We start from the raw sequence: 24995 nt of genomic DNA on the forward strand, positions 1-24995 counted from the left end.
GGGCGGCCGGGCTCTCCGGCCGCCCCCTGTCAGCTGAGCGGCGCCCGCGGGAACCTGCGCTCCCTGGCGCCCTGCTCCGCGGCCGACCGTTCCTTGACGACGGCCGCGTACTCGTCGACGTACTCCTGCTCGGACAGCGCCAGGATGGCGTACATGATCTCGTCGGTGACGGCCCGCAGGATCGCCTTCTGCTGCTCCATGCCGGCATAGCGGGAGAAGTCGAGCGGCCTGCCGAAGCGGATGGTGACCGGGTGGACGTTCGGGATGACCTTCCCGGGCGGCTGGGCCTCGAACGTGCCGATCATCGCGCACGGTACGACCGGCACGCCGGCCTTCAGCGCCATCACGGCGACGCCGACCTTGCCCTTGTAGAGCCTGCCGTCGTGCGAACGGGTGCCCTCCGGATAGATCCCCAGCAGCTCGCCTCGGCGCAGCACCTTCAGGCCCTCGCGGATCGCCGCCTGCCCCGCCTCCTTGCCCGAGCGGTCCACCGGGATCTGCCCGGCGCTGCGGAAGAAGAACGCGGTCAGCCGGCCCTTGAGCCCCGGGCCGGTGAAGTACTCCGCCTTGGCGAGGAAGGTGATCCGGCGCCGCAGCATCGCCGGCATCAGGAAGTGGTCGGAGAAGGACAGATGGTTCCCGGCGACGATCGCGGGACCGGAGTCCGGCACGTTCTCCAGGCCCTCGATCCGGGGCCGGAAGACCAGTCTCAGCAGGGGGCCCAGCAGCACGTACTTGAGCAGGTAGTAGAACAACGGCTCGCCCCTTACCTCGTCCAGCCCACGCCGCGTGCGCCTGTCGTCATCTGTAACCGCAACCGGCCATGCCCATGCCGTTCGTCGAGCCCCTCGGCGGTGACGCGGGCCCCGACAGCCTGACGGTAGTGCGGACAGGCGGTGATGTCCTCGTGGGCGCAGCCGAGCGCGCACTCGATCAGGTCCAGCGAGGCCTGCGCCGCCGCGATCCGCCGGCGCAGCGCCTCGGCCTCGCCCTCCAGCAGGTTCCGCCTGGCCGCAGGATCCGCCGTCGCGGTGAGCGAGCGGATGGCGTCCAGGGACAGGCCGGCCTCCTTCGCCCGCAGGATCAGGGCGACGCGCGTGACATCGGCGGTGCCGTACCGCCGCCGTCCCGCCGGGTCGCGCGCGGGCGCGAGGAGGCCCATCGCCTCCCAGTGCCGCGGCACATGCGGGGCCAGTGCGAAACGCTCCGCCAGCGCGCCGATGCTCAGGGGCGGTGAGCCGCCGGTTGACCTCATGCCGACATTAAGTCGCACTCTGGCCGGCATGACCAGGCCGACAGAGCAACAGCCGCGCTCCGGCGCGGAACTCGCCGCCGTACTCGACTCCTTGGAACGGCGCCCCGCCGCCGAGCAACTCCGCCGGCACTCCTACGACCTGCTGCGCCTGCGCCCCGGCGCGCCGGTCGTGGACGTCGGCTGCGGCACCGGCCGGGCCGTGGCGGAACTGGCCGCGCGCGGTGCGCGGGCCGTCGGGATCGACCCCGCCGAGCCCATGCTCGCGATCGCCCGCCGACGGTGGCCCGACGCGGATCTGCGGAAGGCGGACGCCTATGCGCTGCCGCTGGCCGACGGCTCGATGTGCGGATACCGCGCGGACAAGGTGTTCCATGAACTGGCCGAGCCCGAGCGGGCGTTGGGGGAGGCGCGCCGGGTGCTCTGCCCGGGCGGCCGGATCGTGCTCCTCGGCCAGGACTGGGACACGGTCGTCATCGACTCCGACGACCCCGCGCTGACCCGCACCCTCGTCCAGGCCCGCGCCGAGCGGGTCACCGCGCCCCGGTCCGCGCGCCGCTACCGCTCGCTCCTGCTGGACGCCGGGTTCACCGACGTGGCGGTCGAGGTCCGCACCGCCGTCTTCACCGATGAGCTCGGCCTCACTGTGCCGGCCGGGCTGGTGGCGGGCGCCGGGGCGCCGGGGGAGAGCCCGGTGACCCCGGACCGGGCGGAGGCGTGGTTCGCCGAACAACGGACCCGCGCCGTCCGCGACCGCCTCTTCGTGGCCCTGCCGGTGTTCGTGGCCTCGGCCTCGGCGCCGGACCGTCCATGACGCCCCTGTCCGGCCATGGGTCACAGCCGCACGATGACCAGCGCCGTGTCGTCGGTGGCGCCGCCGGGAGGCAGCAGTTCCAGCAGGACGGCGTCCGCGAGGCTCTCGGGGTCCTCATCGCGATGGCGTGCGAGGGAGTCGGCGAGGCGGGCCAGACCGGTGTCGATGTCCTCCCGGCGGCGCTCCACCAGGCCGTCGGTGTAGAGGACGAGGGTGGCGCCCGCGTCGTAGGCCGTGCTCGCCTCGGGCCTCGGGATCGGGGTGGGGCGGGCGTCGAGCGGCGGGTCGGTGGCCTGGTCGAGGAACTCCGTACGGCCGTCGGGGTGGACGAGGACCGGCGGCGGGTGCCCGGCGCTGCTGTAGGTGATCGTGTGGTGGTCGCAGTCGATGAACGTCGTGACGGCGGTGGCCGATTCGGCGCCGTCGACGACGTTGGCGTACCGGCCCAGGATGTTCAGGGCTTCCGCCGGACCCGCGGCGACCCGGGAGGCGGCGCTCAGCGCGCTGCGCAGCTGGCCCATCACCCCGGCCGCCTCCAGGCCGTGCCCGACCACGTCACCCACGGCCACGCCGAAGCGGTTGCCGTCCACCAGGTCGACGAGGTCGTACCAGTCCCCGCACACGTTCAGCGCGCCGACCGCGGGCCGGTAGCGCACCGCGGCGTGATGGTGGCCGACCTGCCAACGGGCCGGCAGCATCGCCCTCTGCAGGGCGAGGGCCACCTCGCGTTCGCGGGCGTGGGCCTGGCGCAACCGTTCGTTCAGCTCCTGCAGTTCGCGGGCGCGCGTGTACAGCTCCGCCTCGAGAACGCGGGCCCGGCCGCCGCTGGGGCCGCCGCGGGCCCGGATCAGCTCGGTCACCTCCTCGACCCGGTGCACCAGCAGCACCACCTTGCCGTCCCTACCGAACACCGGCGCGTTGACCGGGCTCCAGTAGCGCTCCTCCCACTCCCCGGGCCGGTCGGGGTTCTCGACGTCGTACCGCTGCAGGGCCATGGTGTCGCGCTCGCCGGTGGCCACGACCCGCGTCAGGGAGGCGGCCAGGTTGCGCATGCCCGAGGCGCCGGGGTCGTTGGGGTTCTCCGGGAAGACGTCGAAGAGGTAGCGCCCCACCACCTGCTCGCGGGTGCGCCCGGACTGCCGCAGAAACGCCTCGTTGGCGTCCGCGAAGAGCAGGTCGGGCGTCAGCAGCGCCACCATGCCCGGCAGCGCCTGGAACACCCCCGCGTAGTCGATGGCCCCATCGTTCATGGCTACCGCCCATCCGCCGAAGTGACGCCATTTCCCCACGTCACGCGATGTGTGCGTGGTCCGTGTAGGTCAGTCCGGCAGGCCCGTCGTGGACTGCTCGGCCCAGATGATCTTCCCGCCGGGGACGAAGCGGGTTCCCCACCGCTCGGCGAACTGGGAGACCAGCAGCAGTCCGCGGCCGCCCTCGTCCGTGGTGCGCGGATGGCGCAGATGGGGCGCGGTGGCACTGCCGTCGGAGACCTCGCAGATCAGGGCGGACCGGTCTCTGATCAGCCGGAGCCGAACGGGGCCCTCCGCGTGCCGGATGGCGTTGGTGACCAGCTCGCTCACGACCAGTTCGGCGGTGAACGCCAGCTCATCCAGCCCCCACTCGCCCAGCTGCCGGGTGGTCTCCTTGCGGGCCTCGGCGACCACGGCCGGGTCGGCGGGCAGATCCCAGTCGGCGACCTGGTCGGCGCCGAGCAGCCTGGTGCGGGCCATCAGCAGGGCCACGTCGTCGTACGGCCGGGCGGGCACCAGCGCGTCGACCACGGACCGGCAGCTCATGTCGAGCGTGGGTGCGCACTGTTCCAGCGCGCGGCGCAGCCGGTCGCGGTCCGCGGCGACGATCCCGCCGTCGTCCCGGTCGCCCCCGTCGCCGTCACCGTGGACCAGCAGGCCGTCGGTGTGCAGGGCCAGCGTGCTGCCCTCGGCCAGGGTCAGCTCCACCGCCTCGAAGGGCGGACCGCCCGCCCCGAGCGGCGGCCCCTGCGGCAGGTCGACGAAGCTGACGGCGCCGTCGGGCAGGACCACGGCGGGCGCGGGATGGCCCGCGGCGGCCATCGTGCACTGCCCCTTGACCGGGTCGTAGACGACGTACACGCACCCCGACCCCACCGCCTGGATACCGGTGGCCTCCGGGTCCTCGGGCCGGACGCCCTCCTCCCGGGCCATCCGCGCCACCAGGTCGTCGAGGTGCGCGAGGACCTCCTCGGGCGGCAGATCGAGCGCCGCCAGGGTGTGTACGGCGGTGCGCAGCCGTCCCATGGCCGCCGCGGCGTCGATCCCGTGTCCCGGCACCTCGCCCACGACCAGGGCCACGCGTGCGGCGGACAGTGGGATGATGTCGTACCAGTCGCCGCCCAGGCCGGTCAGCTCGTCGGCCGGCCGGTAGCAGGCGGCCACCTCCACCGCGTCCTGCTCGGGCAGCCGGCGCGGCAGCAGACTGCGCTGCAGGACCAGGGCCGCTTCCCGCTCGCGGGTGTAGCGGCGGGCGTTGTCCACGCAGACCGCCGCCCGGGACACCAGGTCCTCGGCGAGACTCAGGTCGTCCTCGTCGAACGGCTCCTGACGGCGGCGCCGGAAGAAGGTGGTGACGCCCATCGTGACGCCCCGCGCACGGATGGGCACGATCATCACGCTGTGCACACCGAGCTCCAGGAAGGTCGCCATCCGGCCGCCCGGGATGTCCGTCGCCCATTCCTTGGCCAGCGGGTCCAGCCGTGCCGCATGCCAGGACCGACCCGTGGTCAGACTGCGGATCGGGGGCGATCCGGCGAGATAGGTGGCCACCGCGCCGATCTCGACGACGGCCTCCGGGACCCCGGGGTTCACCGACTGGTGCCCGGCCCGCCGCAGCGGCACCTGGTCCATCTCGCTCGGCGGCTCGGGCTCCGCACCCCGCAGCACGGAATCCAGTAGGTCCACGCTGACGAAGTCGGCGAAGTCCTGCACGGCCACGTCGGCCAGTTCCTGTGCCGTCCGCACGATGTCCAGAGTGCGGCCGATCTGTTCGCCGCCCCGGTCGAGCAGGGCCAGTCGCTGCCGGGCACGGTGCCGGTCGGTGATGTCGACGACCGTGTAGTACACGCCCATCGGGTGACCCCGGTCGTCGTCGAGACGGGTGAACGACATCATGTGCGCCGTCTCCCGGTGCGGCGCGGACCGCACATGGCCGACATGCTCGTACCCGACCACCGGCAGGCCGGTCTCCAGCACACGCCGCATCTGCGTCTCGATGTCGGCGGTGTCGATGCCCGGCTGGATCTCCGCCAGCCGCCGGCCCAGCCGCTCGCCCGGGGAGCCGCCGCCGAACCGCTCCAGGGCCTCGTTCGACCACACGCACCGCAGATCGGTGTCCACGATCGCCATCCCGACGGCGGAGTCGGTCACCATCTGCTCCAGCACCCCACGGCTCATGTCCCAGCCGCGTTCCCCCGCCACGTCGGAGACCAGAACCAGCCAGTGCGGTGCTCCGCCGGGTTCCATCGCCGGGGTGATCCGCACCATCACCCGTATCGGCTGCCCGTCCTTGCGCCGTGCGGTCAGCAGTCCCGCCCAGCCGCCGTCCCTGCGGCACCGCTCGGCCAGTTCGGGCACCCGCGCGGCGTCCTCGGCGGACAGCAGGCCGGTCACCCTGGTGCCCACCACCTCGGCGGCCGTGTACTCCAGCAGGCTCTGGGCGCCCTGCGTCCAGCTCGTCACCACGCCCCGCGCGTCGAGCAGCAGGGGCGCGGCGTCGGCCACGTCGAACCGCCGCCCGGCGACGTCCTGCTCCTCGTGAGTGCTCACGGCCGACCTCTCTGTAGCTGAGAGTGGTCTACCCCCTCCTGGCTCAATCTTCACCCTTCAGGCAGACGAGCGAAGGATGTGGGACGGCCTCGGCCGCCCCACACCGACGTCACGAACCCAGCACCTTCTCCAGTGCCGCCAGCGCGGACCGCAGCTCCTCCGCCGTGATGGTCAGCGGCGGTGCCAGCCGGATCGTGGAACCGTGGGTGTCCTTCACCAGGATCCCCTCCCGCATCAGCCGCTCGCTGACCTCGCGGCCGGTGCCGATCGCCGGGTCGATGTCGACGCCCGCCCACAGGCCACGCGAGCGGAAGCCGACCACACCCCGGCCGACCAGCTCGGTCAGCCCGTCCCGCAGGAGCACGCCCAGCTCGGTGGCCCGGCGCTGGAACTCGCCCGTGCGAAGCAGCTCGACCACGGCCGAGCCGACCGCCGCCGCGAGCGGGTTGCCGCCGAACGTGGAGCCGTGCTCGCCCGGGTGCAGCACACCCAGCACCTCGCGCCGGGCCACCACCGCCGACACCGGCACGATCCCGCCGCCCAGCGCCTTGCCGAGCAGCAGCATGTCCGGCACGACGTCCTCGTGCTCGACGGCGAAGGTGCGGCCGGTGCGGCCGAGGCCCGACTGGATCTCGTCCGCGATGAACAGGCAGCCCTTGCGGCGGGTCAGCTCCCGCACCCCGGCGAGATAGCCCTCGCTCGGGATGACCACGCCCGCCTCGCCCTGGATGGGCTCGATCAGCACGGCCGCCGTGGTCTCGTCGACGGCCTCCTCCAGCGCGGCCAGGTCGTCGAACGGCACGATCCTGAAACCGGGCGTGAAGGGGCCGAAGCCGGCCCGGGCCGTCTCGTCGGTGGAGAAGCTGACGATGGTTGTCGTACGGCCGTGGAAGTTCTCCGCCGCGACCACGATCGTCGCCCGGTCGGCGGGGACGCCCTTCACGTCGTACGCCCACTTGCGGGCCACCTTGATGCCGCTCTCCACCGCCTCGGCGCCGGTGTTCATCGGCAGCACCATGTCGAGGCCGGTCAGCTCCGCGAGCTGCTCCGCGAAGTGGGCGAGCCGGTCGTTGTGGAAGGCGCGGGAGGTCAGCGTCAGCTGGTCGAGCTGGCGGTGCGCGGCCTCGATCAGCGCCGGGTGCCGATGGCCGAAGTTCAGCGCCGAGTACCCGGCGAGCATGTCCAGGTAGCGGTTGCCCTCGACGTCCTCCACCCATGTGCCCTCGGCGCGGGCGACCACCACCGGGAGCGGGTGGTAGTTGTGCGCGAGGACCGGCTCCTCCGCTCGGATCAGGTCGTCGGACGTACGCGTGCGCGCGGGTGCGGTCATCAGCGGATCTCCTGGGTGCAGCACTTGATGCCGCCGCCGGCCTTGTGGAACTCGGACAGGTCGACGGGGACGGGGGCGAAACCGTGGTCGGCCAGGCGCTCGGCGAGCGCCTCGGCCTGGGGGGCGATGAAGACGTTCCGGCCGTCGGAGACGGAGTTCAGGCCGAACGCCATCGCGTCCTCGCGGGTGGCGAGCACCGCGTCCGGGTACAGCCGGCGGAGCACCTCGCGGCTGCCCGCAGAGAACGCCTCGGGGTAGTAGCAGATGTTGTCGTCGTCGAGGACGAACAACGCCGTGTCCAGGTGGTAGAAGTACGGGTCCACCAGGGTCAGGCCGATCACTGGGTGGCCGAGGAACTCCTGCGCCTCCCGGTGCGCCTCACGGGTGGTGCGGAACCCGGTGCCGGCGAGCACGTACCGGCCCGTCCACACCAGGTCGCCCTCGCCCTCGGTCACCGACTCCGGGCGGTACACGTCGTAGCCCGCGGCCTTGAACCAGGTGTCGTAGTGCAGCGACTCCGGGCGCCGTTCCGGCGCGTGGAACAGGGAGCCGAAGACCCGGCCGCCGACCACGAACGCCGCGTTGGCGGCGAAGACCATGTCGGGCAGGCCGGGGACGGGCTCGACCGACTCGACGGTGTGACCGTGGGCGCGGTAGGCGCGGATGAGCGTCTGCCACTGCTCCCGGGCGAGGTCCACGTCGACCGGCTTGTCGGGGTGCATCCAGGGATTGATCGCGTACTGCACGGCGAAGTGTCTGGGTTCGCAGACGAGGAAGCGCCGAGGACGCTGTACACGGCTTTCGGACACAGAGGGTTTCCTCCGCTTTGCTGTGTGTCACTTGGGGGTGCACACCACGGTAGAAAGGGAGGCAGACGGCCGACAAGAATGGAAAGCTGCTTAGATGCGCAGCATCGCTGCGTTGTTCAAGGTCGATGCGCATGATTGCTGCGCATGTTCCGCCTCATTCCGGTGCGGCGTGGGTCGCGCCCGCTTCCGGGCTTTCCGGGAGCAGGTGGGACAGCACCATCACACTGATCGTCTTCCGGATGAACGGCTCGACCCGGATCCGCTCCAGCACCTCCTCGAAGTGCTCCACGTCCCGGGCCCGCACGTGCAGCAGCGCGTCGGCGCCGCCGGTGACCGTCATGGCCGCGGTGATCTCGGGGTGGTTGCGCACGACCTCGGCCAGCCGCCGGGGCGGGGCCGCGCCCTCGCAGTACACCTCGACGTACGCCTCGGTGCGCCAGCCGAGCGCCGAGGGCTTGACCGTCGCCGTGAACCCGGTGATCACCCCGGTCTCCCGGAGCCGGTCCACGCGCCGTTTGACCGCGGTCGCGGACAGCCCGATGCCCGCGCCGATCTCGGCGAAGCTGGTCCGGGCGTTCGCCATCAGCGCGGTGATGATCTTGCGGTCGAGGTCGTCGAACGAGAGCGTCCTGCTGTTCATGCGGGCACTGTAAGTCAGCCCCGCCGGACAGCTCGCCTCACGACTGGGTGACGATCATGGCGAGCGTCAGCAGCCCCAGCACCACCCATCCGAACCACAGCCAGCCGTTGCTGCCGAGCGCGACCGTGTAGGCGGTCACCGCGACGAGCCCGCCGACCGTGAGAGCCCCCATCGCCTTGGTGGAACCGTTCGTGGAACCGGGCATCGCGACACCCTCCTCTTGGTCCGTCCATGACCATGGTGCCCCGGTTCCCGCCCGGACGGGACGGCTCCGACCCGGCTCTCGCGTGCGGCTCAGCTCTCGCGCGCGTTCAGCGAGGCCAGATAGGCGTTGTACGCCTCCAACTCCTTGTCGCCGTCCCGGTCCGCGGCCCGGTCCTTGCGCCTGGCCTGCCGCTGCTCGGAGCCGTACCACTGGAACAGCAGCGCGATCAGCACCAGCACGGACGGGATCTCGCTGAACGCCCAGGCGATGCCGCCGGCCGCGTTCTGGTCGGACAGCGCGTCGATGCCGAGCGAGGCCGACGGGTGCTTGAAGGTGTCCACCATCGGCGCCGTGGCCATCATCAGCGCGATGCCGAAGAACGCGTGGAACGGCATGCCCGCGAACAGCTCCAGCATCCGCATCACGTATCCGGGTCGGTACGGACCCGGGTCGACGCCCATGATCGGCCAGAAGAACACCATGCCGACGGCGAAGAAGTGCACCATCATCGCGATGTGCCCGGCCTTCGACCCCATCAGGAAGTCGAATAGCGGGGTGAAGTACAGGACGTACAGGCTCGCGATGAACATCGGGATCGTGAACGCCGGGTGCGTGACGATCCGCGTGTAGCGGCTGTGCAACAGCGCCAGCAGCAGCTCGCGCGGGCCCTTGCGGCCCCGGCCGGCGGTCGGCAGCGCGCGCAGCGCCAGCGTGACCGGGGCGCCGAGCAGGATCAGGATCGGCGACAGCATGCTGATCACCATGTGCTGCACCATGTGCACGCTGAACATCACCATGCCGTAGTCGTTCAGCTTGGTGCACATCACCAGGGCGACGGTCAGCACACCCACGACGTACGCCACGGTACGGCCGGCCGGCCAGGCGTCCCCGCGCCGCCGCAGCCGTACGACACCCCAGCCGTACAGGGCGAGCCCGAGCAGGCAGGCGACGAGGAAGAACGGGTCAGTGGACCACTCCAGCCCCCGCCCCAGCGTGAACGGCGGCAGATCCATCATCATGCCGTGCCCGCTGTGATCCATCCGGCGGCTCCTGATTCGTGGGGGTTGTGCGAGTTGTCCGCCCCAAGAGTAGAACCGCCCCCGGTCATGGTCGTGACCGGGGGCGGTTTGTTCGCCGCCGAACTACAGCACGCACTCCGCCTCGTCGTACCGCTCCACCGGAACGGTCTTCAGGGTCTCGACGGCCTCCGCGAGGGAGACCATCACGATGTCGGTCCCGCGCAGAGCCGTCATCCGCCCGAACTCACCGCGGTGCACGGCCTCCACCGCGTGCCAGCCGAAACGGGTCGCCAGCACCCGGTCGTACGCCGTCGGCGTGCCACCCCGCTGCACATGGCCCAGGATCACCGGCCGCGCCTCCTTGCCGAGCCGCTGCTCCAGCTCGACCGACAGCTGCCGGGCGATCCCGGCGAAGCGCTCGTGGCCGTAGATGTCCTTGCCGCCCTCGTCGAAGTCCATGGTGCCGGCCTTCGGCTTGGCGCCCTCGGCCGCGACGACGATGGCGAACCGCTTGCCCGCCTCGAACCGCTCGCCGACCTGCCTGGTCAACTCCTCGATGTCGAAGGGCCGTTCCGGGACGACAATGGCGTGGGCGCCGGCCGCCATGCCGGAGTGCAGGGCGATCCAGCCGGTGTGCCGGCCCATGACCTCCACGATCAGCACGCGCTGGTGGGACTCGGCGGTGGTCTTCAGCCGGTCCAGGGCCTCCGTCGCCACGGTGACGGCCGTGTCGAAGCCGAAGGTGACGTCCGTGACAGCGATGTCGTTGTCGATGGTCTTGGGCACGCCCACGATCGGCAGCCCGTTGTCCGACAGCAGCCGGGCCGCCTTCAGGGTGCCCTCACCGCCGATCGGGATGATCGCGTCGAGGCCGAGCTCCGCGACATGCCCCCTGGCCCGCTCGACACCGTCCCGCAGATGCTCCGGGCGGACCCGGGAGGAGCCGAGGATGGTGCCGCCGCGTGCCAGGATGCCGCCCACGGCATCGAGGTCGAGCTTGAGGTAGTCGCACTCCAGGAGGCCCTTCCAGCCGTCCCGGAAACCGATGACCTCGTCGCCGTGGTCGGCGACGGCACGGTGCACGACGGACCGGATGACGGCGTTCAGGCCGGGGCAGTCGCCGCCGGACGTGAGGACACCAATGCGCATAGCCCGAAATACCTTCTCAACGTGGGCCGGGTAACCGGACCACGTTGTCCGGCGGATTCCCGGCCACCCTACCGGCGTGAGGGGGTGGCTCCGTAGCGGGCGTCCGCCTGCTGGACGCGCCCGCACATGTGAGCGGACGGGCCGTCAGGCGGGCCCGCTACGAGGCTGCCGGACCGCGCTGAGATGTTGCTGAAGTCTTGCTGTCGCGCCGCTTACGCGCGCTGCTGAGCAGCGGTGTTCACGCGGGCTGCGGTGCAGCTGTGGTCACGCGGACTGCTGCGCGGCTGTGTTCACGCAGGCTGCTGCGCAGCCGCGATGCGCTCGTTGCGGAGCGCCTCGTACCAGCGGTCGTCGGTCGGCGGCAGTGCGTTGACGTCGAGTGCCAGCTTCAGCAGCAGGTCGGCGATCAGCGGGTTGCGGGCGAGGACCGGGCCGTGCATGTACGTGCCGAAGACGGTCCCGTTGTACGCGCCCTCCGTGCCGTCCCCGGTGCCGTTGCCGTTGCCGATCTTCACCCGCGCGAAGGGGCGGGCGGTGGGGCCGAGGTGAGTGACGCCCTGGTGGTTCTCGAAGCCGGTCAGCTGCGGCAGGCCCAGTTGCGGGTCGATGTCGCCGAGCACGTCACCGACGCACCGCTCGCCCTCGCCGCGCACGGACACCACGTCGAGCAGGCCGAGACCCGGCTCGCGCTGGCCGAGGTCGTTGATGAACTCGTGGCCGAGGATCTGGTAGCCGGCGCAGACGGAGAAGACGATCGCGCCGTTCTCCACCGCCCGGTGCAGATGCCCGTCCCGGCGCAGCCGCTCGGCCGCGAGCCGCTGCGGACGGTCCTCGCCGCCGCCGATCAGGTAGATGTCGCCGGAGGTCGGGATCGGCTGGTCGCTGCGCACGTCGAGCCGGGCCACGTCCAGGCCGCGCTGCCGGGCCCGGCGCTCCACGACGAGGGCGTTGCCCTGGTCGCCGTAGGTGCTCAGCAGATCCGGGTAGATCCACACCAGCCGCAGTTGGTTGTCGCTCATGAGGTGATCGCCCTTCGAAGATCAGTTGCCGACGCGGCGGCGCAGGTCCTGGAACGCGGTGTAGTTCGCGATGACCTCGATCCGGCCCGGCGGGCACATCTGCACGGCCTGGTCGAGGTTCTCGCAGACCTGGAAGTGCTGGTTCGCGACCTCCAGGCGGACGGCGAGGTCCAGCTTCCGGTCGCCGATGACAAAGATCGGGTGGCCGGTCAGCCGGGTGTAGTCGACGTCCCACAGCCAGGAGGTGTCGGTGCCGTCGGCGCCGCGTGCGTTCACGGACAGGATCACCGGGGTGGGCGGCGGGTCGATCAGGGAGAACGTCTCCAGCCAGCCGGCGGGGTTCTTGGCCAGCAGCAGCCGCAGATCGCGGTTCTGGAACTGCACGACGTCATAGCGGCCCGCGACGGCCTGCACCTGGTACATCCGCTCCAGGGCAACCTGCGGCGGCACACCGAAGACGGCGGCGACGGCCGCGGAGGAGGCGGCGTTCGCCTTGTTGGCACGGCCCGGCAGCTGCAGATGGATGGGCCAGGCGGACCCGTGCGGATCCAGTACGTGGTCCCCGGACAGCGCCCAGGTCGGCGTCGGCCGCCGGAACCCGCACTCGCCGCAGAACCAGTCGTCGCCGGGGCGCTGCATCACGCCACCGCAGGACGGGCAGGACCAGGCGTCGTCCTTCCACATCTGCCCGGCCGCGACCCAGATCACATTCGGGGACGAGGAGGCGGCCCACACCACCAGCGGGTCGTCGCAGTTGGCGACGACCACGGCCTTGGACCCGGCCAGGCCCTCGCGCCAGTTCTCGGCGAGCATCCGGGTCTCGGCGGCACGGTCGAGCTGGTCGCGGGAGAGGTTGAGCAGGGCGATGCACTTCGGGTCGGTGTCCCGGGCCACCCCGGCCAGGTACTTCTCGTCGACCTCTATGACACCGAACTTCGCGTCCGAGCCGCCCGCGAGCGCGGAGGTGATACCGGCCGGCATGTTGGCGCCCAGCGCGTTCGACACGACCGGGCCCGCGGCGCGCAGCGCCTCGGCGATCAGCCGGGTGGTGGTCGTCTTGCCGTTGGTGGCGGAGACCAGGACGACGTCCAGGTTCTGCGCGAGCCGTGCGAGCAGGTCGGGGTCGAGTTTCAGCGCGACCCGGCCACCGATCACCGATCCGCTGCCGCGCCCCGCGGCGCGCGATGCCGCAGCGACCGCCTTGCCCGCGGTCACGGCCAGCTTGGCCCGCGGCGTGAGCGGGTCCGAGTTGCCTGCCATCAGTTCTCGATCCTCCTTGCGTACGCGCCGCGCCTGGGGCCATCCGGCAGCGTGGTGTGACCTCAGCCTATCGAGATCCGTATCCACACCCGAATCCCGGCCCACGCCTTGAGCGGCGGGCATGGGCGATACGAACCGTACCCTTGCCGCCATGCGACACGGTTCCATTCCGGGCGCCCACGGGCGCGTCCGGCCTCTCACCCTGCTCGGCGACGCCGCTTTGCGCGAACAATGCCGGGAAGTCACCGAATTCGGCCCCGAACTGGCGGCCCTCGTGGAGGACCTGTTCGCCACGATGTACGCGGCGCAGGGGGTCGGTCTGGCGGCGAATCAGGTGGGGGTGCCGCTGCGGGTGTTCGTGTACGACTGCCCGGACGACGACGATGTCCGGCATCTGGGACATGTGGTGAACCCGCGTCTGGTGGAGACCGACGGGGTGGTGATCCGGGGACCCGAGGGGTGCCTGTCCCTGCCGGGTCTGGAGGCGGGGACGGAGCGGTACGACCATGCGGTGGTCGAGGGTTTCACGGTGACGGGGGAGCCGGTGACCGTGCATGGCACGGGGTTCTTCGCGCGGTGTCTGCAGCACGAGTGCGACCATCTGCAGGGCCGGGTGTACGCGGATCACCTCACGGGTTGGCGCAAGCGCAGATGGGCGAGGCAGATCAGGCGAGCGTCATGGCACCGGTGAGGGTATCTGCCTGACGGGGCGCGGGGAACTGCGCGCTCAGCCCCCGCGCAGCCGCACACGGGGCACGACCGTCAGAACCCCGGACCTCCTATTCTGTCTCCCGCCGCCGCAAGGCGACCCCACAGCAGATCGGCCAGAGACCGCACCAACTCGGTCCGGGAACAGGGGCGTTCACCCAGCCACCAGTCCCCGGCCGCATGCATCATCCCGACGATCCCATGCCCCCACACCCGGGCGAGCTGCTGACTCTCCGGCCCGAGATCCACCCGCTCCTCGATGACCTGTGCGAGCTCCTCGCCCATCCTGCGGAGCAACGGCGCCGAATGCTTACCGACGTCGAAGCCCTGCTCGGCACCCGCGCTCCCCTCCGCCGGATGCATCAGAAACCGGTACACCTGAGGCCGTGCCTCAATGGCGGCGAGATACGTGTCCAGTGTCGACTCCACCCGCTCCCGCCGCTCGGCCGGAGCGTCCAGCGCCGCCCGGAGCGAATCGAGCAGGGCATCCGTGTGCCGCTTGGCCAAGGCGGCGTAAAGGCCCCCCTTGTCGCCGAAGTGGCGGTAAAGGATCGGCTTCGTGATGCCGGCTTCCGCGGCGATCGCGTTCATCGACGCCTGTGGGCCGTCGCGCAGCACCACCCGGTCGGCGGCCTCCAGCAGCTCGCGCCGTCGGCGGTCGGCGGACCGCTGCTGATCGGTCCGCTGTGTGGTGTCCATGAGCTCTCCCCACCCGTGCTGATTCGGTGACGCCTGCGCAAACTAACACTGACTGTGCCCCTGACATCGAACGGGATGCCGAGACGTCATCACTGGTTGACTTTTCCTACCCGTCGGTAACAGACTCGGGTTACCGCTAGTAACATCGCACCGCCGCCGCTGGAGGGGACATGGCCGAGTTCACCATGGAGCTCAACGACGAACAGAAGGAAGTCCGGGACTGGCTCCATGGCTTCGCCGCCGACGTGATCCGCCCCGCGGCCGCCGAGTGGGACGAGCGCGAGGAGACTCCCTGGCCGGTCATCCAGGAGGCGGCGAAGGTCGGCATCTACTCCCTCGACTTCTACGCGCAGCAGTACTTCGACCCCACCGGCCTCGGCATCCCGATGGCCATGGAGGAGCTGTTCTGGGGCGACGCGGGCATCGCCCTGTCCATTGTGGGCACCGGCCTGGCCGCCGTGGGCGTTCTCGCCAACGGAACCGAGGAACAGATCGGCACCTGGATCCCGCAGATGTACGGCGACGTCCACGACGTCAAGGTGGCCGCGTTCTGCTCCTCGGAGCCCGACGCCGGCTCCGACGTCGCCTCCATGCGCACGCGCGCCGTGTACGACGAGGCCAAGGACGAGTGGGTGATCAACGGCACGAAGACCTGGGCGACCAACGGCGGCATCGCCAACGTCCACGTCGTCGTCGCCAGCGTCGACCCGGAACTGGGTTCCAAGGGCCACGCCTCCTTCATCGTCCCGCCGGGCACGCCGGGCCTGGCCCAGGGCCAGAAGTTCAAGAAGCACGGCATCCGCGCCTCGCACACCGCCGAGGTCGTCCTCGACAACGTCCGCGTCCCCGGCTCCTGCCTGCTCGGCGGCAAGGAGAAGCTGGACGAGCGGCTCGCCCGGGCGCGGGAGAAGGCCGCGAAGGGCGGGGAGCGCGTCAAGAACGCGGCGATGGCCACGTTCGAGGCGTCCCGCCCGGCGGTCGGCGCCATGGCGGTCGGCACCGCCCGGGCCGCGTACGAGGTCGCCCTCGACTACGCCACGACCCGGGAGCAGTTCGGCCGGCCGATCATCGACAACCAGGGCGTGGCTTTCCAGCTGGCGGACATGCGCACGCAGATCGACGCGGCGCGGTTGCTGGTCTGGCGTGCGTCCTGGATGGCGGTCAACGGCAAACCGTTCACCGCGGCCGAGGGCTCCATGTCCAAGCTGTTCGCCAGCGAGACGGCGAAGAAGGTCACCGCCCAGGCGATCCAGATCCTCGGCGGCAACGGCTACACCAGGGAGTACCCCGTGGAGCGCATGCACCGGGACAGCGCCATCTACACGATCTTCGAGGGCACGAGCGAGATCCAGCGGCTGGTGATCGCCCGCACCCTCTCCGGCATGCCCATCCGCTAGCGATGCCTGAGCGGCGTCAGCTGCTCGATGTCGTACTTGGCCCGCAGGGCCTCGATCGCCTCCTGGTCCGGCGGCCCCCCGTTCCCCAGGATCTCCAGCAGCTCCTCGAAGTAGCGCTCGTGATCCGGTGGGGGAGCGGCCTGGAAGAACATCTTCGCCGGGGTGTCCGTCGGATTGGCGAACGCGTGCGGGCACCCCGGCGGTACGACGATGACCGTGCCCGGAGTCGCCCGCACCACGCGGCTGCCCGAACTCGACTCCCACCTCTGCCAGTTGTCGGCGGTGCGGATGCGCGGCTCGAAGGCGAGGACGTCCAGTTCGCCCTCCAGGACGTAGAACAGCTCCTCGCTGCGCGTGTGCACATGCGCGCCCACGTCGAAGCCCGGCGGGACCTCCACCTCGAAGGTGGAGGCCATCCGCGAGTGCATGCCGGTGACCTTGAACGTCACCCGCTGGGCCGGTGTCTCGACGACACGGCCGTGGCCCGGCGGTACGTACAGTCCCTCGGTCTCCGTCATCGCCCACTCACCAGGTCACCGGAAGGGCCTCGGGGCCCCGGATCAGCGCGCCCTTCTTGAAGGGCACCTTCTCCGGCGCCACGGCCAGCCGCAGGCCCGGGATCCGGTCAAGCAGGGCGTCCACCATGAGTTCCTCCTCCAGCCGGGCCAGCATGTTGCCGGGGCAGAAATGCGGGCCGAAGCCGAACGAGACGTGCGGGTTCGGGCTGCGGGAGAAGTCGATGGTGTCCGGGTCGGGGAACACCTCCGGGTCGCGGTTGGCGGCCAGGTAGGAGTTGTACACCGCGTCGCCCGCGCGGATCCGCACACCCCGGATCTCCACGTCCTCCAGGGCGATCCGGGACAGGCCGACCGCGTTGCGGTGCGGAATCCAGCGCAGGAGCTCGTCGATCGCCCTGGGGCGGATCTCCGGCTGCGCGCGCAGCCGTTCCACCAGGTCGGGGCGGGTCAGCAGCAGATAGAACATCTGCCCGCTGTTGTTGGTGACCGCCTCGCCGCCGATCTGGAGGAGACCGGCCAGTCCGACGGCCTCCTCCAGGGTGACCTCGCCCCGGCCCACCGCCGCGCCGAGCAGTGAGGCGACGTCCTCGGCCGTGCTGTTCTCGCGCAGCCCGATCAGGTCCGAGAAGTAGGCGGCCATCTCCCGTTTGGCCTTCTCGCTGACCTCCTTGCCGTTGGAGGAGGACAGGATGAGCTGGGTCCAGGTGTGCATGGTGTGCCGGTCGGCGGCCGGGACGCCCATCATTTCGCAGATCACCGCGATCGGGAACGGGCTGAGGATCGTCGCCGTGAGGTCGGCGGGCGGGCCGTCCTGGAGGAGTTCGTCGACCAGTTCGTCCAGCATGGCGCGGGCCTTCTCCCGTACCCGCTCCACGCCCTTCGCGGTGAAGGCGGCCGCCACCGAGCGGCGCAGCCGGGTGTGGTCGGGCGGGTCCAGGAAGCCGACCGCGCCCGGGTCGGGGATGAAGTGCGGGGCCAGCCGGGTGACCGGCTTCTTCATGACCTCCTCGCGGCTGAAGCGGGGGTCGTTGGTCACCATGCGCACGTCGTCCATCCGGGTCACCAGCCAGGCCCAGCCCTCGCCGTTGGGCAGCTGGATGCGGGTGACCGGTCCTTCGCGCATGAGCTCTCTCAGCACCGGGTCGAAGTCCGTCCCGGTCAGGTCGAGCGCCGGCCAGTGCCGGATCGGGGGCAGGGTCTCGGTGAGCGTCTCTTCGGTCATGCCGTACTCAAGCCGTCTCTCGGTCTTCAGCTGCGCCAGCGGCCCAGCGTCATTTCCGCGGTGATGCCGGGTCCGAACCCGGCGAGGAGCCCGCGCGCCCGGTGCTCGGCGCCGCCCTCGTCGAACATCCGGCGCAGCGCGTCCAGCACGACGCCGGAGGCGATGTTGCCGTACTCGGTGAGGGTGGCCCGGCTGAACCGGAAGGCGTGCGGGTCGACCTGGAGGAACTTGCTGAGGTCGTCGAGGATGCGCGGCCCGCCGGCGTGGACGATGTAGAAGTCCAGGTCGGACGCGTCCCAGCCGTGCATGGCCGCGAGGTCCTGCAGCGCCGGGGCCAGCGGCTCCATGGTGGCCGGCACCCGTTTGTCGAGCAGGAAGTGGAATCCGGTCGCCCGGACGTCGTACATGATCCACTCTTCGGTCTTCGGGATCAGGTACGAGCCGTTGCGTTCCAGCTCGACACCGGTGCCGCCCTTGCCGCGGACCACGGCGGCGGCTATGCCGTCACCGAACAGACCGTTGGAGAGCAGCGAGCCCACGCCCAGGTCGGTGGGCTGGTAGCACAGCGAGCAGAACTCGCAGGCCACTATCAGCGCGTTGGCGTCGGGGTAGGCCGTGCAGAAGTCGTGCGCGCGGTTGATCGCCGCGCCGCCGGCCGCACAGCCCAGCTGGGCTATGGGGAGCTGTCGGGTGGTCGAGTCGAAGTCCATCTCGTTGATCAGCCACGCCGTGAGCGAGGGCATCATGAAGCCCGTGCACGAGACGTAGACGATCACGTCGATGTCGGAGGTCAGGAGTTCCGCGTCGTCGAGTGCGCGCTGGATCACCGCGGGGACCCGGGCCTTGGCCTCGGCCTCGTAGAGCTTGTTGCGCTCCTCGAACCCGGGGTGCTTGAGGGTCTCCTCGATGGGCTGCACTATGTGCCGCGTCTTCACACCCGTGTTCTCGATCAACCGCAGTGCGAGCGGCAGTTGGGGGTGGTCCGAGTGACGCGACCGCGCCAGTTCCAGCGTCTCCTCCATCGTGATCACGTGCTCCGGCACCGACACCGTTGGTCTGCACAAAGTCGCCATGAACCGTGCCTGCTTTCAGCCTTCCGGAAGGCCTGCGCCCGCCGGTCAGAGGGTCGTTCACCTCAGGAGGTGGTCCACCCACGATCACTCGACCCGGCGACGATCTCGCGCCGAACTACTCCAGACCGGGGACACCCGAGTCAGGGTCGGGTAGGAAACCGCACGTCCGCGGGACGGAGCCCACCATGACGGCATAGGCCGGGGATCTGCTGGAGACGACCACCAGGACATTCGCCCGCCTGGCCCTGGAACAGCGGTGGGTGATCCCCGCCGACCGCCGCTCCTTCGCGCATCCGGCCCAGCGCGCCGACCCGCCTCGGGGGCCTTCTTCACCACGCTCGCGACGGGCAAGGAACGGGCCGCACAGCACCTGACCGCCTTCGCCCCGGACCCGCGGCGTCACCGAGGACCGCTCCGGACGTACGTCCCCCTGGCGGGCTGCCAGGCCTACCCCGCCCACGTCTCCTGGCCGGCCCTCAACGCCTCCCGGCGGACGCCGTTCTGGCCCTCATGGCGACCTTCTCCGCCCTCGGCGGCTACCGCGCCCGCATCGCGGCGGGCCCGCGCACGCACTACGGTTTCTTCGGACGAGTGCCTTTAGCAGACGTCCGTAGGTGTGTGAGCTGTTCGTGTCCAGGGTGCCCGTGCCCAGGGCCGCCTGCTTACGAGGGAATGCTCGGGACTTCGCCGGCCTAAGGCGCTCCACTGCTGTGCGCGATGCACGCCACGTCAATGCGATCGGCCAGCTTGGCCAGCTCAATGGTCAGCGCAGCAACCGTGTCCTCGTCCAGCCCCGGCTCCCCCGCCTCGACGAGCCGCAGCCACCGCCCGCCCACGGTCCGCAGCAACTTACTCACGTCGGCCGCAGACACCTGCAAGGTACCGCGGTCGTCGACGATCAGAGGCAGGGTCACTTCGCGGGTCACAAAAGGGGATGGTAGCCGCGCAGCGCTCACGCACCCTGCCAAACCGTGGTGATGTTGCAGAACTCGCGGATTCCGTGCCCGGACAGCTCACGCCCGTACCCGGACCGCTTGACCCCGCCGAACGGGAACGCCGGATGGGAGGCCGTCATCCCGTTGACGTACACCGAACCGGCCTCCAGGTCGCGTGTGAACCGCTCCACCTCGCCCTCGTCCCGTGTCCATACATTGGAACTCAGCCCGAACAGCGAGTCGTTGGCGATGAGCAGCGCCTCGTCCAGGTCGCCGGCCCGGTACAGCGTGGCGACCGGTCCGAACGCCTCCTCCCGGTGGATGCGCATCTCGCGGGTGATCCCGGCCAGCACGGTCGGCGGGTAGTACCAGCCCGGCCCGTCCGGCCGCTCGCCGCCGCACAGCACCTCGGCCCCGGTGCGCCTGGCGTCGTCGACCAGCTCCTCCAGATCCTTCCGCCCCTGCTCGCTGGCGAGCGGCCCGACCTCGGTGTCCTCCTCCAGCGGGTCGCCGACCTTGAGCGCCTTCATGCCCGCGACGAACTTCTCGGCGAAGGCGTCGTAGACGTCCGTGTGGACGATGAACCGCTTGGCGGCGATGCAGGACTGCCCGTTGTTCTGCACGCGAGCGGTGACCGCCACCTCGGCCGCCCGGTCCAGGTCGGCGGAGGGCATGACGACGTACGGGTCGCTGCCGCCCAGCTCCAGCACCGTCTTCTTGATCATCTCCCCGCAGGTGGCGGCCACCGCCCGGCCCGCCGGCTCGCTGCCGGTGAGCGTCGCGGCCTTCACCCGCTCGTCCCGGAGGATGTCGTCGACCGCCCCCGAGCCGATCAGCAGCGTCTGGAAACAGCCCTCCGTGAAGCCGGCCCGGTGGAACAGGTCCTCCAGGTACAGCGCCGTCTGGGGGACGTTGGAGGCGTGCTTGAGCAGACCCACGTTGCCCGCCATGAGCGCGGGCGCGGCGAACCGGATCACCTGCCAGAGCGGGAAGTTCCAGGGCATCACCGCGAGGACGGGCCCCATCGGCCGGTACCGCACCCGGACCCGGGAGGCGCCGGAGTCCTTCACGTCCGACTCGGCGGGCTCCTCGTCGGCCAGCAGTCCCTCGGCGCGTTCGGCGTACCAGCGCATCGCCTTGGCGCACTTCGCGGCCTCCGCGCGGGCCTGCCTGATCGGCTTGCCCATCTCGGTGGTCATCACCCTGGCGACCTCCTGCTGATCCTCGTCCAGCAGATCGGCGGCCTTCAGCAGCAGCCGGCCACGGTCGACGAACGACATCGTCCGGTAGGTGCGGAACGTGGCCTCGGCGAGCTGGAGCCGGCGTTCCAGCTCTTCCTCACCCATGGGCTCGTACGTCTTGAGCGTCTCGCCGTTCGCCGGGTTCACCGTCGCGATGGGCATGGCTGACCTCCCTGGGAGCGGGCTTGCTTAGACCTTCGCGCGCAGTACGGCCGTACGCAACGCGTGGCGTCCCTTCAGGCCGAGTGCTCCGCCAGCCGGTCGAGAAACGCGGTCTGCGCCGTGATGATCAGCTCCCGGGCCCGGTCCACACCGAGCCACGCCACGCGGTCCAGTTCCGGGAATTCCTGCTCCCGGCCGGAGCGCGGCGGCCACTCCATGGTGAAGGTGCCGGGGCTGAAGCCGCTCAGGTCCGGGTCCGCCTCGACGGCCCAGGCCGTGACGACCTTGCCGTTGCGCTGCGCCACCTCGCCCAGCGGTACGGCCTTCCCGTCGGGCGGCGCCACTCCCAGCTCCTCCTGGAACTCGCGCCGAGCGGCCTCCCAGGCGGGCTCGTCGGGGTCGTACTCGCCCTTGGGGACGGTCCACGCACCGGCGTCCTTCTTCGCCCAGAGCGGACCACCCATATGGCCCAGCAATACCTCCAGTCCCTCATCGGTATGCCGGAACAACAGCAGTCCCGCACTGCGCTTCGTCGCACGCACCGTCACGGCTTGACCTCCGGGTGGGCCGCCAGCAGGGCCTCCACGGTATCGGCCTCCTCGGGGCGTTTGTCCTCGCGGTAGCGGACCACGCGGGCGAAGCGCAGGGTGACGCCGGCCGGGTAGCGGGAGGAGCGCTGGAGGCCGTCGTAGGCGATCTCCACGACGAGTTCGGGGCGGACCTCGACCACCCAGCCGTTGTCCTCGACGGCGAGCTGCTGCAGCCGCTCGGTCTGCCAGGCGAGCATCGCGTCGGTCATGCCCTTGAAGGTCTTGCCGAGCATGGCGAAGCCGCCGTCGGGCGTGCGCGCGCCCAGGTGGAGGTTGGACAGCTTGCCTGTGCGCCGGCCGTGGCCCCACTCGGCGGCCAGCACCACCAGGTCGAGGGTGTGCACCGGCTTGACCTTCAGCCAGGCGGCGCCGCGCCGGCCCGCGCTGTACGGCGCGTCCAGCGCCTTCACCACCACGCCCTCGTGGCCGCGGGCCAGGGTATCGGCGAGGAAGCGTTCCGCCTCCGCGATGTCCCCCGGCCCGGAGGCGACCGTCCGGCGCACCCGCATCGGCTCGGGCACCAGCCGGGCAAGTTCCGCGTGCCGCTCGGCGAAGGGCAGGTCCAGCAGATCGGTGCCGTCGACCGACAGGACGTCGAAGAAGACGGGGGAGACCGGGGTCTCCCCGGCCGCCCTCGTCACGTCCGTCCGGGAGCCGACCCGGCCCGCCGTCTCCTGGAAGGACCGGGGCCGTCCGGCCGCGTCGAAGGAGATCACCTCGCCGTCCAGGATGAACCGCTCGCCTGGCAACTCCCGTGCGGCGGCGGTCACTTCGGGCAGCCGGTCGGTGATGTCGTCCAGGGTGCGGGTGTGAACCCGGACCAGGTCGCCGTCCCGGTGGACCTGCACCCGGATGCCGTCCAGCTTCTCCTCCACCGCGCAGGCGCCGAGCTTCTCCACGGCCTCGGCCACCGAGGACGCGCTGTGCGCCAGCATCGGCAGCACCGGGCGGCCCACGGTGAGCCGGAACCTCTCCAGTGCCCCGGGCCCCTCGGCGAGCAGGGCCTGGGCGACCGTCTGGAGCGACCCGGCGAGCATCACCGCGCGGCGTACGGCGGCCGGGTCGGCGCCCGTCGCCTGCGCGAGGCCTTCCACGGCGACCGCGTCCAGCGCGCCCTGCCGCACCTCGCCGGTGAGCAGACCGAGCAGGAAACGCTGCTCCTCCTCGGTTGCCGCGCCCATCAGCTCGCCGACGAGCCGGACCCGCTGTGCCTGCGAGCCCGGTCCCGACACCTTGCCCAGCTCGCTGAGCAGGGCGTCGACCTCGCGCACCGTGAGACCGGGCTGGTCGGCCGGCGGCACGGGCCGGCTCAGCACCTTCCAGCCGACGCCGAGCCGGCCCTGCGGCAGCCGTCCGGCCAGGTACGGGATGACGATCGGCACGTCGTCCGCCTCCGCCTCCCGGAACAACTCGGCGAGCAGCGCCGTCTTGCGGGACCGGGCCGCCGTCGCGGCGACCTCCCGGGACACCTGGGCGAGCCGGGTCAGCAGCATGCAGTCATCGTGCACCGGGGAAGCGGCGGCTACACCCGGACGGAGTCGAGGTCGGCCATCAGCAGCTCCCCGTTGATCGCGGCCCCCGCCCGGTACCCCCGGCTCGCCGCGTTGATCACCTGCTCGGCGAAGCCGCTCGCGTTGCCCGCCGCCCACAGGCCGGGCACGGTCGTCAGGCCCCGCTCGTCGATCACCGGGTAGGCGCCGAACGGCGTCTCGCGCAGCTCGGCGCCCAGCCGCACCAGCAGGTGGTTGTTCGGTACGGCGCGCGGGGCGGCGTACAGGACCTCTCGGTCGTGGACCGTGCCGTTCTCCAGCCGGACCCCGGCGAGCCGGTCCTCGGCGACGACGAGTCCCGCGACCCTCCCGGGTACGACTGTGACCCCGGCGGCGGCCAGCCGGCGCAGGTCGTCGTCCGTCAGCTCCGACTCGCTCATCTCGTGCAGGAAGAACCGCACGTCCTTCGACCACTGGGTGACCATCAGCGCCTGGTGCACGCTCAGCGGCGAGGCCGCGAGCACCCCGGTCGGCAGGTCGCGGGCCTCCCAGCCGTGGCAGTAGGGGCAGTGCACCACGTCCCGGCCGAACCGCTCGGCCAGCCCGGGGACGTCCGGCAGCTCGTCCTTCAGGCCCGTGGCGATCACCAGCTGCCGGGCCCGGACCGTCCCTCCGCTCGCGAGGACGACGGTGAAGTCCTCGTCCCTGGCCGCGTCCACGACCCGGTCCCGCACCAGCTCCACCCCGTACCGGGCGATCTCCTCGCGGCCGGTCGCCAGGAACTCGGCCGGGGACATGCCGTCCCGGGAGAGATAGCCCTGCATGTGCGCGGACGGCGTGTTGCGCGGCTCGCCCGCGTCCACGACCAGCGTGCGGCGCCGGGCGCGGCCGAGGACCAGCGCGGCGGACAGCCCGGCGGCCCCACCACCGACGACGACTGCTTCGTACCTGTTGTTCTCGGTGTTCTGGGTCATGCCGCGACGGTCGCTCGGCCGCTGCGGCATTGACAAACATATTTGCCGTTCCTGCAATGGTCGTCATGACCACAGACGACGTACTGGCCGAAGTGGGCGCCCGGCTGCGCCGCATCCGCAAGGAGCGGGAGGTGACCCTGGCCGCGCTCTCCGAGGCCACCGGCATCTCGGTCAGCACCCTCTCCCGGCTGGAGTCCGGCCTGCGCAAGCCCAGTCTCGAACTGCTGCTGCCGATCGCGCAGGCCCACCAGGTGCCGCTGGACGAGTTGGTCGGCGCGCCGCCGGTGGGGGACCCGCGGGTGCGGTCCGAGCCGATCGTGCGGGGCGGGCGCACCCACTGGCCGCTGACCCGCCAGCCCGGCGGCGTGCAGGCCTTCAAGGTGCTCGAACCGCAGCGGAAGCAGGAGCCCGACCCGCGCACCCACGAGGGGTACGAGTGGCTCTACGTGCTCTCGGGGCGACTGCGGCTGGTCCTCGGCGAGCACGACGTGGTGCTCTCGGCGGGGGAGGCCGCCGAGTTCGACACGCGCGTGCCGCACTGGTTCGGGTCGACGGGGGAGGGGCCGGTGGAGTTCCTCAGTCTGTTCGGGCCGCAGGGCGAGCGGATGCACGTACGGGCACGGCCCAGGCGGAAGTGATACGGCCGACTGTTCCCTGATTGGCAAGCGACCGCTTAGTATGCGATCGGA

General features: G+C 71.1%; 25 protein-coding genes. 4 read left to right on the forward strand and 21 right to left on the reverse strand.

Annotation, left to right across the window (positions count from 1 at the left end; translation table 11 throughout):
• Positions 1 to 29: 29 nt before the first annotated feature.
• Both ACWCQS_RS23395 and ACWCQS_RS23400 read right to left on the reverse strand, forming a co-directional pair.
• Complete coding sequence (locus ACWCQS_RS23395) at positions 30 to 755, reverse strand: lysophospholipid acyltransferase family protein (RefSeq protein ID WP_450986257.1); 726 nt, start codon at positions 753 to 755, stop codon at positions 30 to 32.
• A gap of 11 nt (positions 756 to 766) precedes the next feature.
• Complete coding sequence (locus tag ACWCQS_RS23400; RefSeq protein WP_451006239.1) at positions 767 to 1255, reverse strand: MerR family transcriptional regulator; 489 nt, start codon at positions 1253 to 1255, stop codon at positions 767 to 769.
• Between the two features lie 28 nt (positions 1256 to 1283).
• Between ACWCQS_RS23400 and ACWCQS_RS23405 the strand changes: the two genes are divergently transcribed.
• Positions 1284 to 2066: a methyltransferase domain-containing protein gene (locus tag ACWCQS_RS23405; protein WP_451006240.1), complete on the forward strand. Its 783-nt coding sequence runs from the start codon at positions 1284 to 1286 to the stop codon at positions 2064 to 2066.
• Positions 2067 to 2086: 20 nt separating this feature from the next.
• Here the strand turns inward: ACWCQS_RS23405 and ACWCQS_RS23410 are convergent, their stop codons facing one another.
• The 10 genes from ACWCQS_RS23410 to ACWCQS_RS23455 all read right to left on the reverse strand — a co-directional run bounded on the left by ACWCQS_RS23410 (position 2087) and on the right by ACWCQS_RS23455 (position 13297).
• Complete coding sequence (locus ACWCQS_RS23410; protein ID WP_451006241.1) at positions 2087 to 3316, reverse strand: PP2C family protein-serine/threonine phosphatase; 1230 nt, start codon at positions 3314 to 3316, stop codon at positions 2087 to 2089.
• 69 nt (positions 3317 to 3385) lie between these two features.
• On the reverse strand, positions 3386 to 5866 hold the full coding sequence (locus tag ACWCQS_RS23415) for a SpoIIE family protein phosphatase (protein ID WP_451006242.1): 2481 nt from the start codon (positions 5864 to 5866) through the stop codon (positions 3386 to 3388).
• A 109-nt stretch (positions 5867 to 5975) separates the two neighbouring features.
• A complete protein-coding gene (gene rocD / locus ACWCQS_RS23420; RefSeq protein WP_451006243.1) occupies positions 5976 to 7196 on the reverse strand; it encodes an ornithine--oxo-acid transaminase in 1221 nt (406 codons plus the stop codon).
• Positions 7196 to 8005 carry a dimethylargininase gene (ddaH, locus tag ACWCQS_RS23425; RefSeq protein ID WP_451006244.1) on the reverse strand — a complete coding sequence of 270 codons (810 nt, stop codon included), beginning with the start codon at positions 8003 to 8005 and terminating at the stop codon, positions 7196 to 7198. The genes rocD and ddaH overlap by 1 nt, the downstream gene beginning before the upstream one ends.
• 154 nt (positions 8006 to 8159) lie before the next feature.
• Positions 8160 to 8645 carry an Lrp/AsnC family transcriptional regulator gene (locus ACWCQS_RS23430; protein ID WP_451006245.1) on the reverse strand — a complete coding sequence of 162 codons (486 nt, stop codon included), beginning with the start codon at positions 8643 to 8645 and terminating at the stop codon, positions 8160 to 8162.
• Positions 8646 to 8682: 37 nt separating this feature from the next.
• Complete coding sequence (locus ACWCQS_RS23435; protein WP_451006246.1) at positions 8683 to 8850, reverse strand: hypothetical protein; 168 nt, start codon at positions 8848 to 8850, stop codon at positions 8683 to 8685.
• An 89-nt stretch (positions 8851 to 8939) separates the two neighbouring features.
• The gene (locus ACWCQS_RS23440) at positions 8940 to 9890 is read right to left on the reverse strand and encodes a cytochrome c oxidase assembly protein (protein WP_451006247.1); all 951 of its coding nucleotides are present in this window, start codon (positions 9888 to 9890) and stop codon (positions 8940 to 8942) included.
• Positions 9891 to 9992: 102 nt separating this feature from the next.
• Positions 9993 to 11018 (reverse strand): 6-phosphofructokinase, encoded by a 1026-nt coding sequence (locus ACWCQS_RS23445; protein WP_451006248.1) that lies wholly within the window; start codon positions 11016 to 11018, stop codon positions 9993 to 9995.
• A 290-nt stretch (positions 11019 to 11308) separates the two neighbouring features.
• Positions 11309 to 12037: a type 1 glutamine amidotransferase gene (locus tag ACWCQS_RS23450; protein ID WP_451006249.1), complete on the reverse strand. Its 729-nt coding sequence runs from the start codon at positions 12035 to 12037 to the stop codon at positions 11309 to 11311.
• Positions 12038 to 12058: 21 nt separating this feature from the next.
• On the reverse strand, positions 12059 to 13297 hold the full coding sequence (locus ACWCQS_RS23455; protein WP_451006250.1) for a MurT ligase domain-containing protein: 1239 nt from the start codon (positions 13295 to 13297) through the stop codon (positions 12059 to 12061).
• Between the two features lie 151 nt (positions 13298 to 13448).
• On the opposite strand from ACWCQS_RS23455, the gene def reads away from it, so the two are divergent.
• Positions 13449 to 13988, forward strand: a complete 540-nt coding sequence (def, locus tag ACWCQS_RS23460; protein WP_451006251.1) for a peptide deformylase — start codon at positions 13449 to 13451, stop codon at positions 13986 to 13988.
• 71 nt (positions 13989 to 14059) lie between these two features.
• Here the strand turns inward: def and ACWCQS_RS23465 are convergent, their stop codons facing one another.
• Positions 14060 to 14704: a TetR family transcriptional regulator gene (locus ACWCQS_RS23465; protein ID WP_450986246.1), complete on the reverse strand. Its 645-nt coding sequence runs from the start codon at positions 14702 to 14704 to the stop codon at positions 14060 to 14062.
• A 170-nt stretch (positions 14705 to 14874) separates the two neighbouring features.
• Between ACWCQS_RS23465 and ACWCQS_RS23470 the strand changes: the two genes are divergently transcribed.
• Positions 14875 to 16101: an acyl-CoA dehydrogenase family protein gene (locus tag ACWCQS_RS23470; RefSeq protein WP_388632806.1), complete on the forward strand. Its 1227-nt coding sequence runs from the start codon at positions 14875 to 14877 to the stop codon at positions 16099 to 16101.
• Here the strand turns inward: ACWCQS_RS23470 and ACWCQS_RS23475 are convergent.
• The 8 genes from ACWCQS_RS23475 to ACWCQS_RS23510 form a co-directional block, all read right to left on the reverse strand.
• A complete protein-coding gene (locus ACWCQS_RS23475; protein WP_451006252.1) occupies positions 16098 to 16619 on the reverse strand; it encodes a cupin domain-containing protein in 522 nt (173 codons plus the stop codon). The two genes, ACWCQS_RS23470 and ACWCQS_RS23475, sit on opposite strands and share 4 nt — an antisense overlap.
• 7 nt (positions 16620 to 16626) lie before the next feature.
• The gene (locus tag ACWCQS_RS23480; protein WP_451006253.1) at positions 16627 to 17841 is read right to left on the reverse strand and encodes a cytochrome P450; all 1215 of its coding nucleotides are present in this window, start codon (positions 17839 to 17841) and stop codon (positions 16627 to 16629) included.
• A gap of 26 nt (positions 17842 to 17867) precedes the next feature.
• Positions 17868 to 18914 (reverse strand): type III polyketide synthase, encoded by a 1047-nt coding sequence (locus ACWCQS_RS23485; RefSeq protein ID WP_451006254.1) that lies wholly within the window; start codon positions 18912 to 18914, stop codon positions 17868 to 17870.
• A gap of 692 nt (positions 18915 to 19606) precedes the next feature.
• On the reverse strand, positions 19607 to 19840 hold the full coding sequence (locus tag ACWCQS_RS23490; protein ID WP_388632819.1) for a DUF6213 family protein: 234 nt from the start codon (positions 19838 to 19840) through the stop codon (positions 19607 to 19609).
• 26 nt (positions 19841 to 19866) lie between these two features.
• Positions 19867 to 21252: an NADP-dependent succinic semialdehyde dehydrogenase gene (locus ACWCQS_RS23495; protein ID WP_451006255.1), complete on the reverse strand. Its 1386-nt coding sequence runs from the start codon at positions 21250 to 21252 to the stop codon at positions 19867 to 19869.
• 74 nt (positions 21253 to 21326) lie between these two features.
• The gene (locus ACWCQS_RS23500) at positions 21327 to 21800 is read right to left on the reverse strand and encodes an NUDIX domain-containing protein (RefSeq protein ID WP_451006256.1); all 474 of its coding nucleotides are present in this window, start codon (positions 21798 to 21800) and stop codon (positions 21327 to 21329) included.
• Entirely contained in the window at positions 21797 to 23335 is a 1539-nt protein-coding gene (locus ACWCQS_RS23505) for an ATP-dependent DNA ligase (protein ID WP_451006257.1), read from the reverse strand. Before ACWCQS_RS23505 ends, ACWCQS_RS23500 begins: the two co-directional genes overlap by 4 nt.
• 29 nt (positions 23336 to 23364) lie before the next feature.
• Positions 23365 to 24306 (reverse strand): NAD(P)/FAD-dependent oxidoreductase, encoded by a 942-nt coding sequence (locus tag ACWCQS_RS23510; RefSeq protein ID WP_451006258.1) that lies wholly within the window; start codon positions 24304 to 24306, stop codon positions 23365 to 23367.
• A gap of 65 nt (positions 24307 to 24371) precedes the next feature.
• On the opposite strand from ACWCQS_RS23510, the gene ACWCQS_RS23515 reads away from it, so the two are divergent.
• Positions 24372 to 24944, forward strand: a complete 573-nt coding sequence (locus ACWCQS_RS23515) for a helix-turn-helix domain-containing protein (protein ID WP_451006259.1) — start codon at positions 24372 to 24374, stop codon at positions 24942 to 24944.
• Positions 24945 to 24995 lie beyond the last annotated feature (51 nt).

This window comes from Streptomyces sp. NPDC002076 (assembly GCF_053593835.1).

Coding starts and splice junctions, on each gene's coding strand:
- ACWCQS_RS23470 (WP_388632806.1), top strand. CDS start 14,875: ATGGCCGAGTTCACCATGGAGCTCAACGACGAACAGAAGGAAGTCCGG.
- ACWCQS_RS23485 (WP_451006254.1), bottom strand. CDS start 18,914: ATGGCGACTTTGTGCAGACCAACGGTGTCGGTGCCGGAGCACGTGATC.
- ACWCQS_RS23435 (WP_451006246.1), bottom strand. CDS start 8,850: ATGCCCGGTTCCACGAACGGTTCCACCAAGGCGATGGGGGCTCTCACG.
- ACWCQS_RS23480 (WP_451006253.1), bottom strand. CDS start 17,841: ATGACCGAAGAGACGCTCACCGAGACCCTGCCCCCGATCCGGCACTGG.
- rocD (WP_451006243.1), bottom strand. CDS start 7,196: ATGACCGCACCCGCGCGCACGCGTACGTCCGACGACCTGATCCGAGCG.
- ACWCQS_RS23495 (WP_451006255.1), bottom strand. CDS start 21,252: ATGCCCATCGCGACGGTGAACCCGGCGAACGGCGAGACGCTCAAGACG.
- ACWCQS_RS23455 (WP_451006250.1), bottom strand. CDS start 13,297: ATGGCAGGCAACTCGGACCCGCTCACGCCGCGGGCCAAGCTGGCCGTG.
- ACWCQS_RS23505 (WP_451006257.1), bottom strand. CDS start 23,335: ATGCTGCTGACCCGGCTCGCCCAGGTGTCCCGGGAGGTCGCCGCGACG.
- ACWCQS_RS23430 (WP_451006245.1), bottom strand. CDS start 8,645: ATGAACAGCAGGACGCTCTCGTTCGACGACCTCGACCGCAAGATCATC.
- ACWCQS_RS23450 (WP_451006249.1), bottom strand. CDS start 12,037: ATGAGCGACAACCAACTGCGGCTGGTGTGGATCTACCCGGATCTGCTG.
- ACWCQS_RS23515 (WP_451006259.1), top strand. CDS start 24,372: ATGACCACAGACGACGTACTGGCCGAAGTGGGCGCCCGGCTGCGCCGC.
- ACWCQS_RS23410 (WP_451006241.1), bottom strand. CDS start 3,316: ATGAACGATGGGGCCATCGACTACGCGGGGGTGTTCCAGGCGCTGCCG.
- ACWCQS_RS23465 (WP_450986246.1), bottom strand. CDS start 14,704: ATGGACACCACACAGCGGACCGATCAGCAGCGGTCCGCCGACCGCCGA.
- ACWCQS_RS23440 (WP_451006247.1), bottom strand. CDS start 9,890: ATGGATCACAGCGGGCACGGCATGATGATGGATCTGCCGCCGTTCACG.
- ACWCQS_RS23405 (WP_451006240.1), top strand. CDS start 1,284: ATGACCAGGCCGACAGAGCAACAGCCGCGCTCCGGCGCGGAACTCGCC.
- ACWCQS_RS23445 (WP_451006248.1), bottom strand. CDS start 11,018: ATGCGCATTGGTGTCCTCACGTCCGGCGGCGACTGCCCCGGCCTGAAC.
- ACWCQS_RS23400 (WP_451006239.1), bottom strand. CDS start 1,255: ATGAGGTCAACCGGCGGCTCACCGCCCCTGAGCATCGGCGCGCTGGCG.
- def (WP_451006251.1), top strand. CDS start 13,449: ATGCGACACGGTTCCATTCCGGGCGCCCACGGGCGCGTCCGGCCTCTC.
- ACWCQS_RS23510 (WP_451006258.1), bottom strand. CDS start 24,306: ATGACCCAGAACACCGAGAACAACAGGTACGAAGCAGTCGTCGTCGGT.
- ACWCQS_RS23475 (WP_451006252.1), bottom strand. CDS start 16,619: ATGACGGAGACCGAGGGACTGTACGTACCGCCGGGCCACGGCCGTGTC.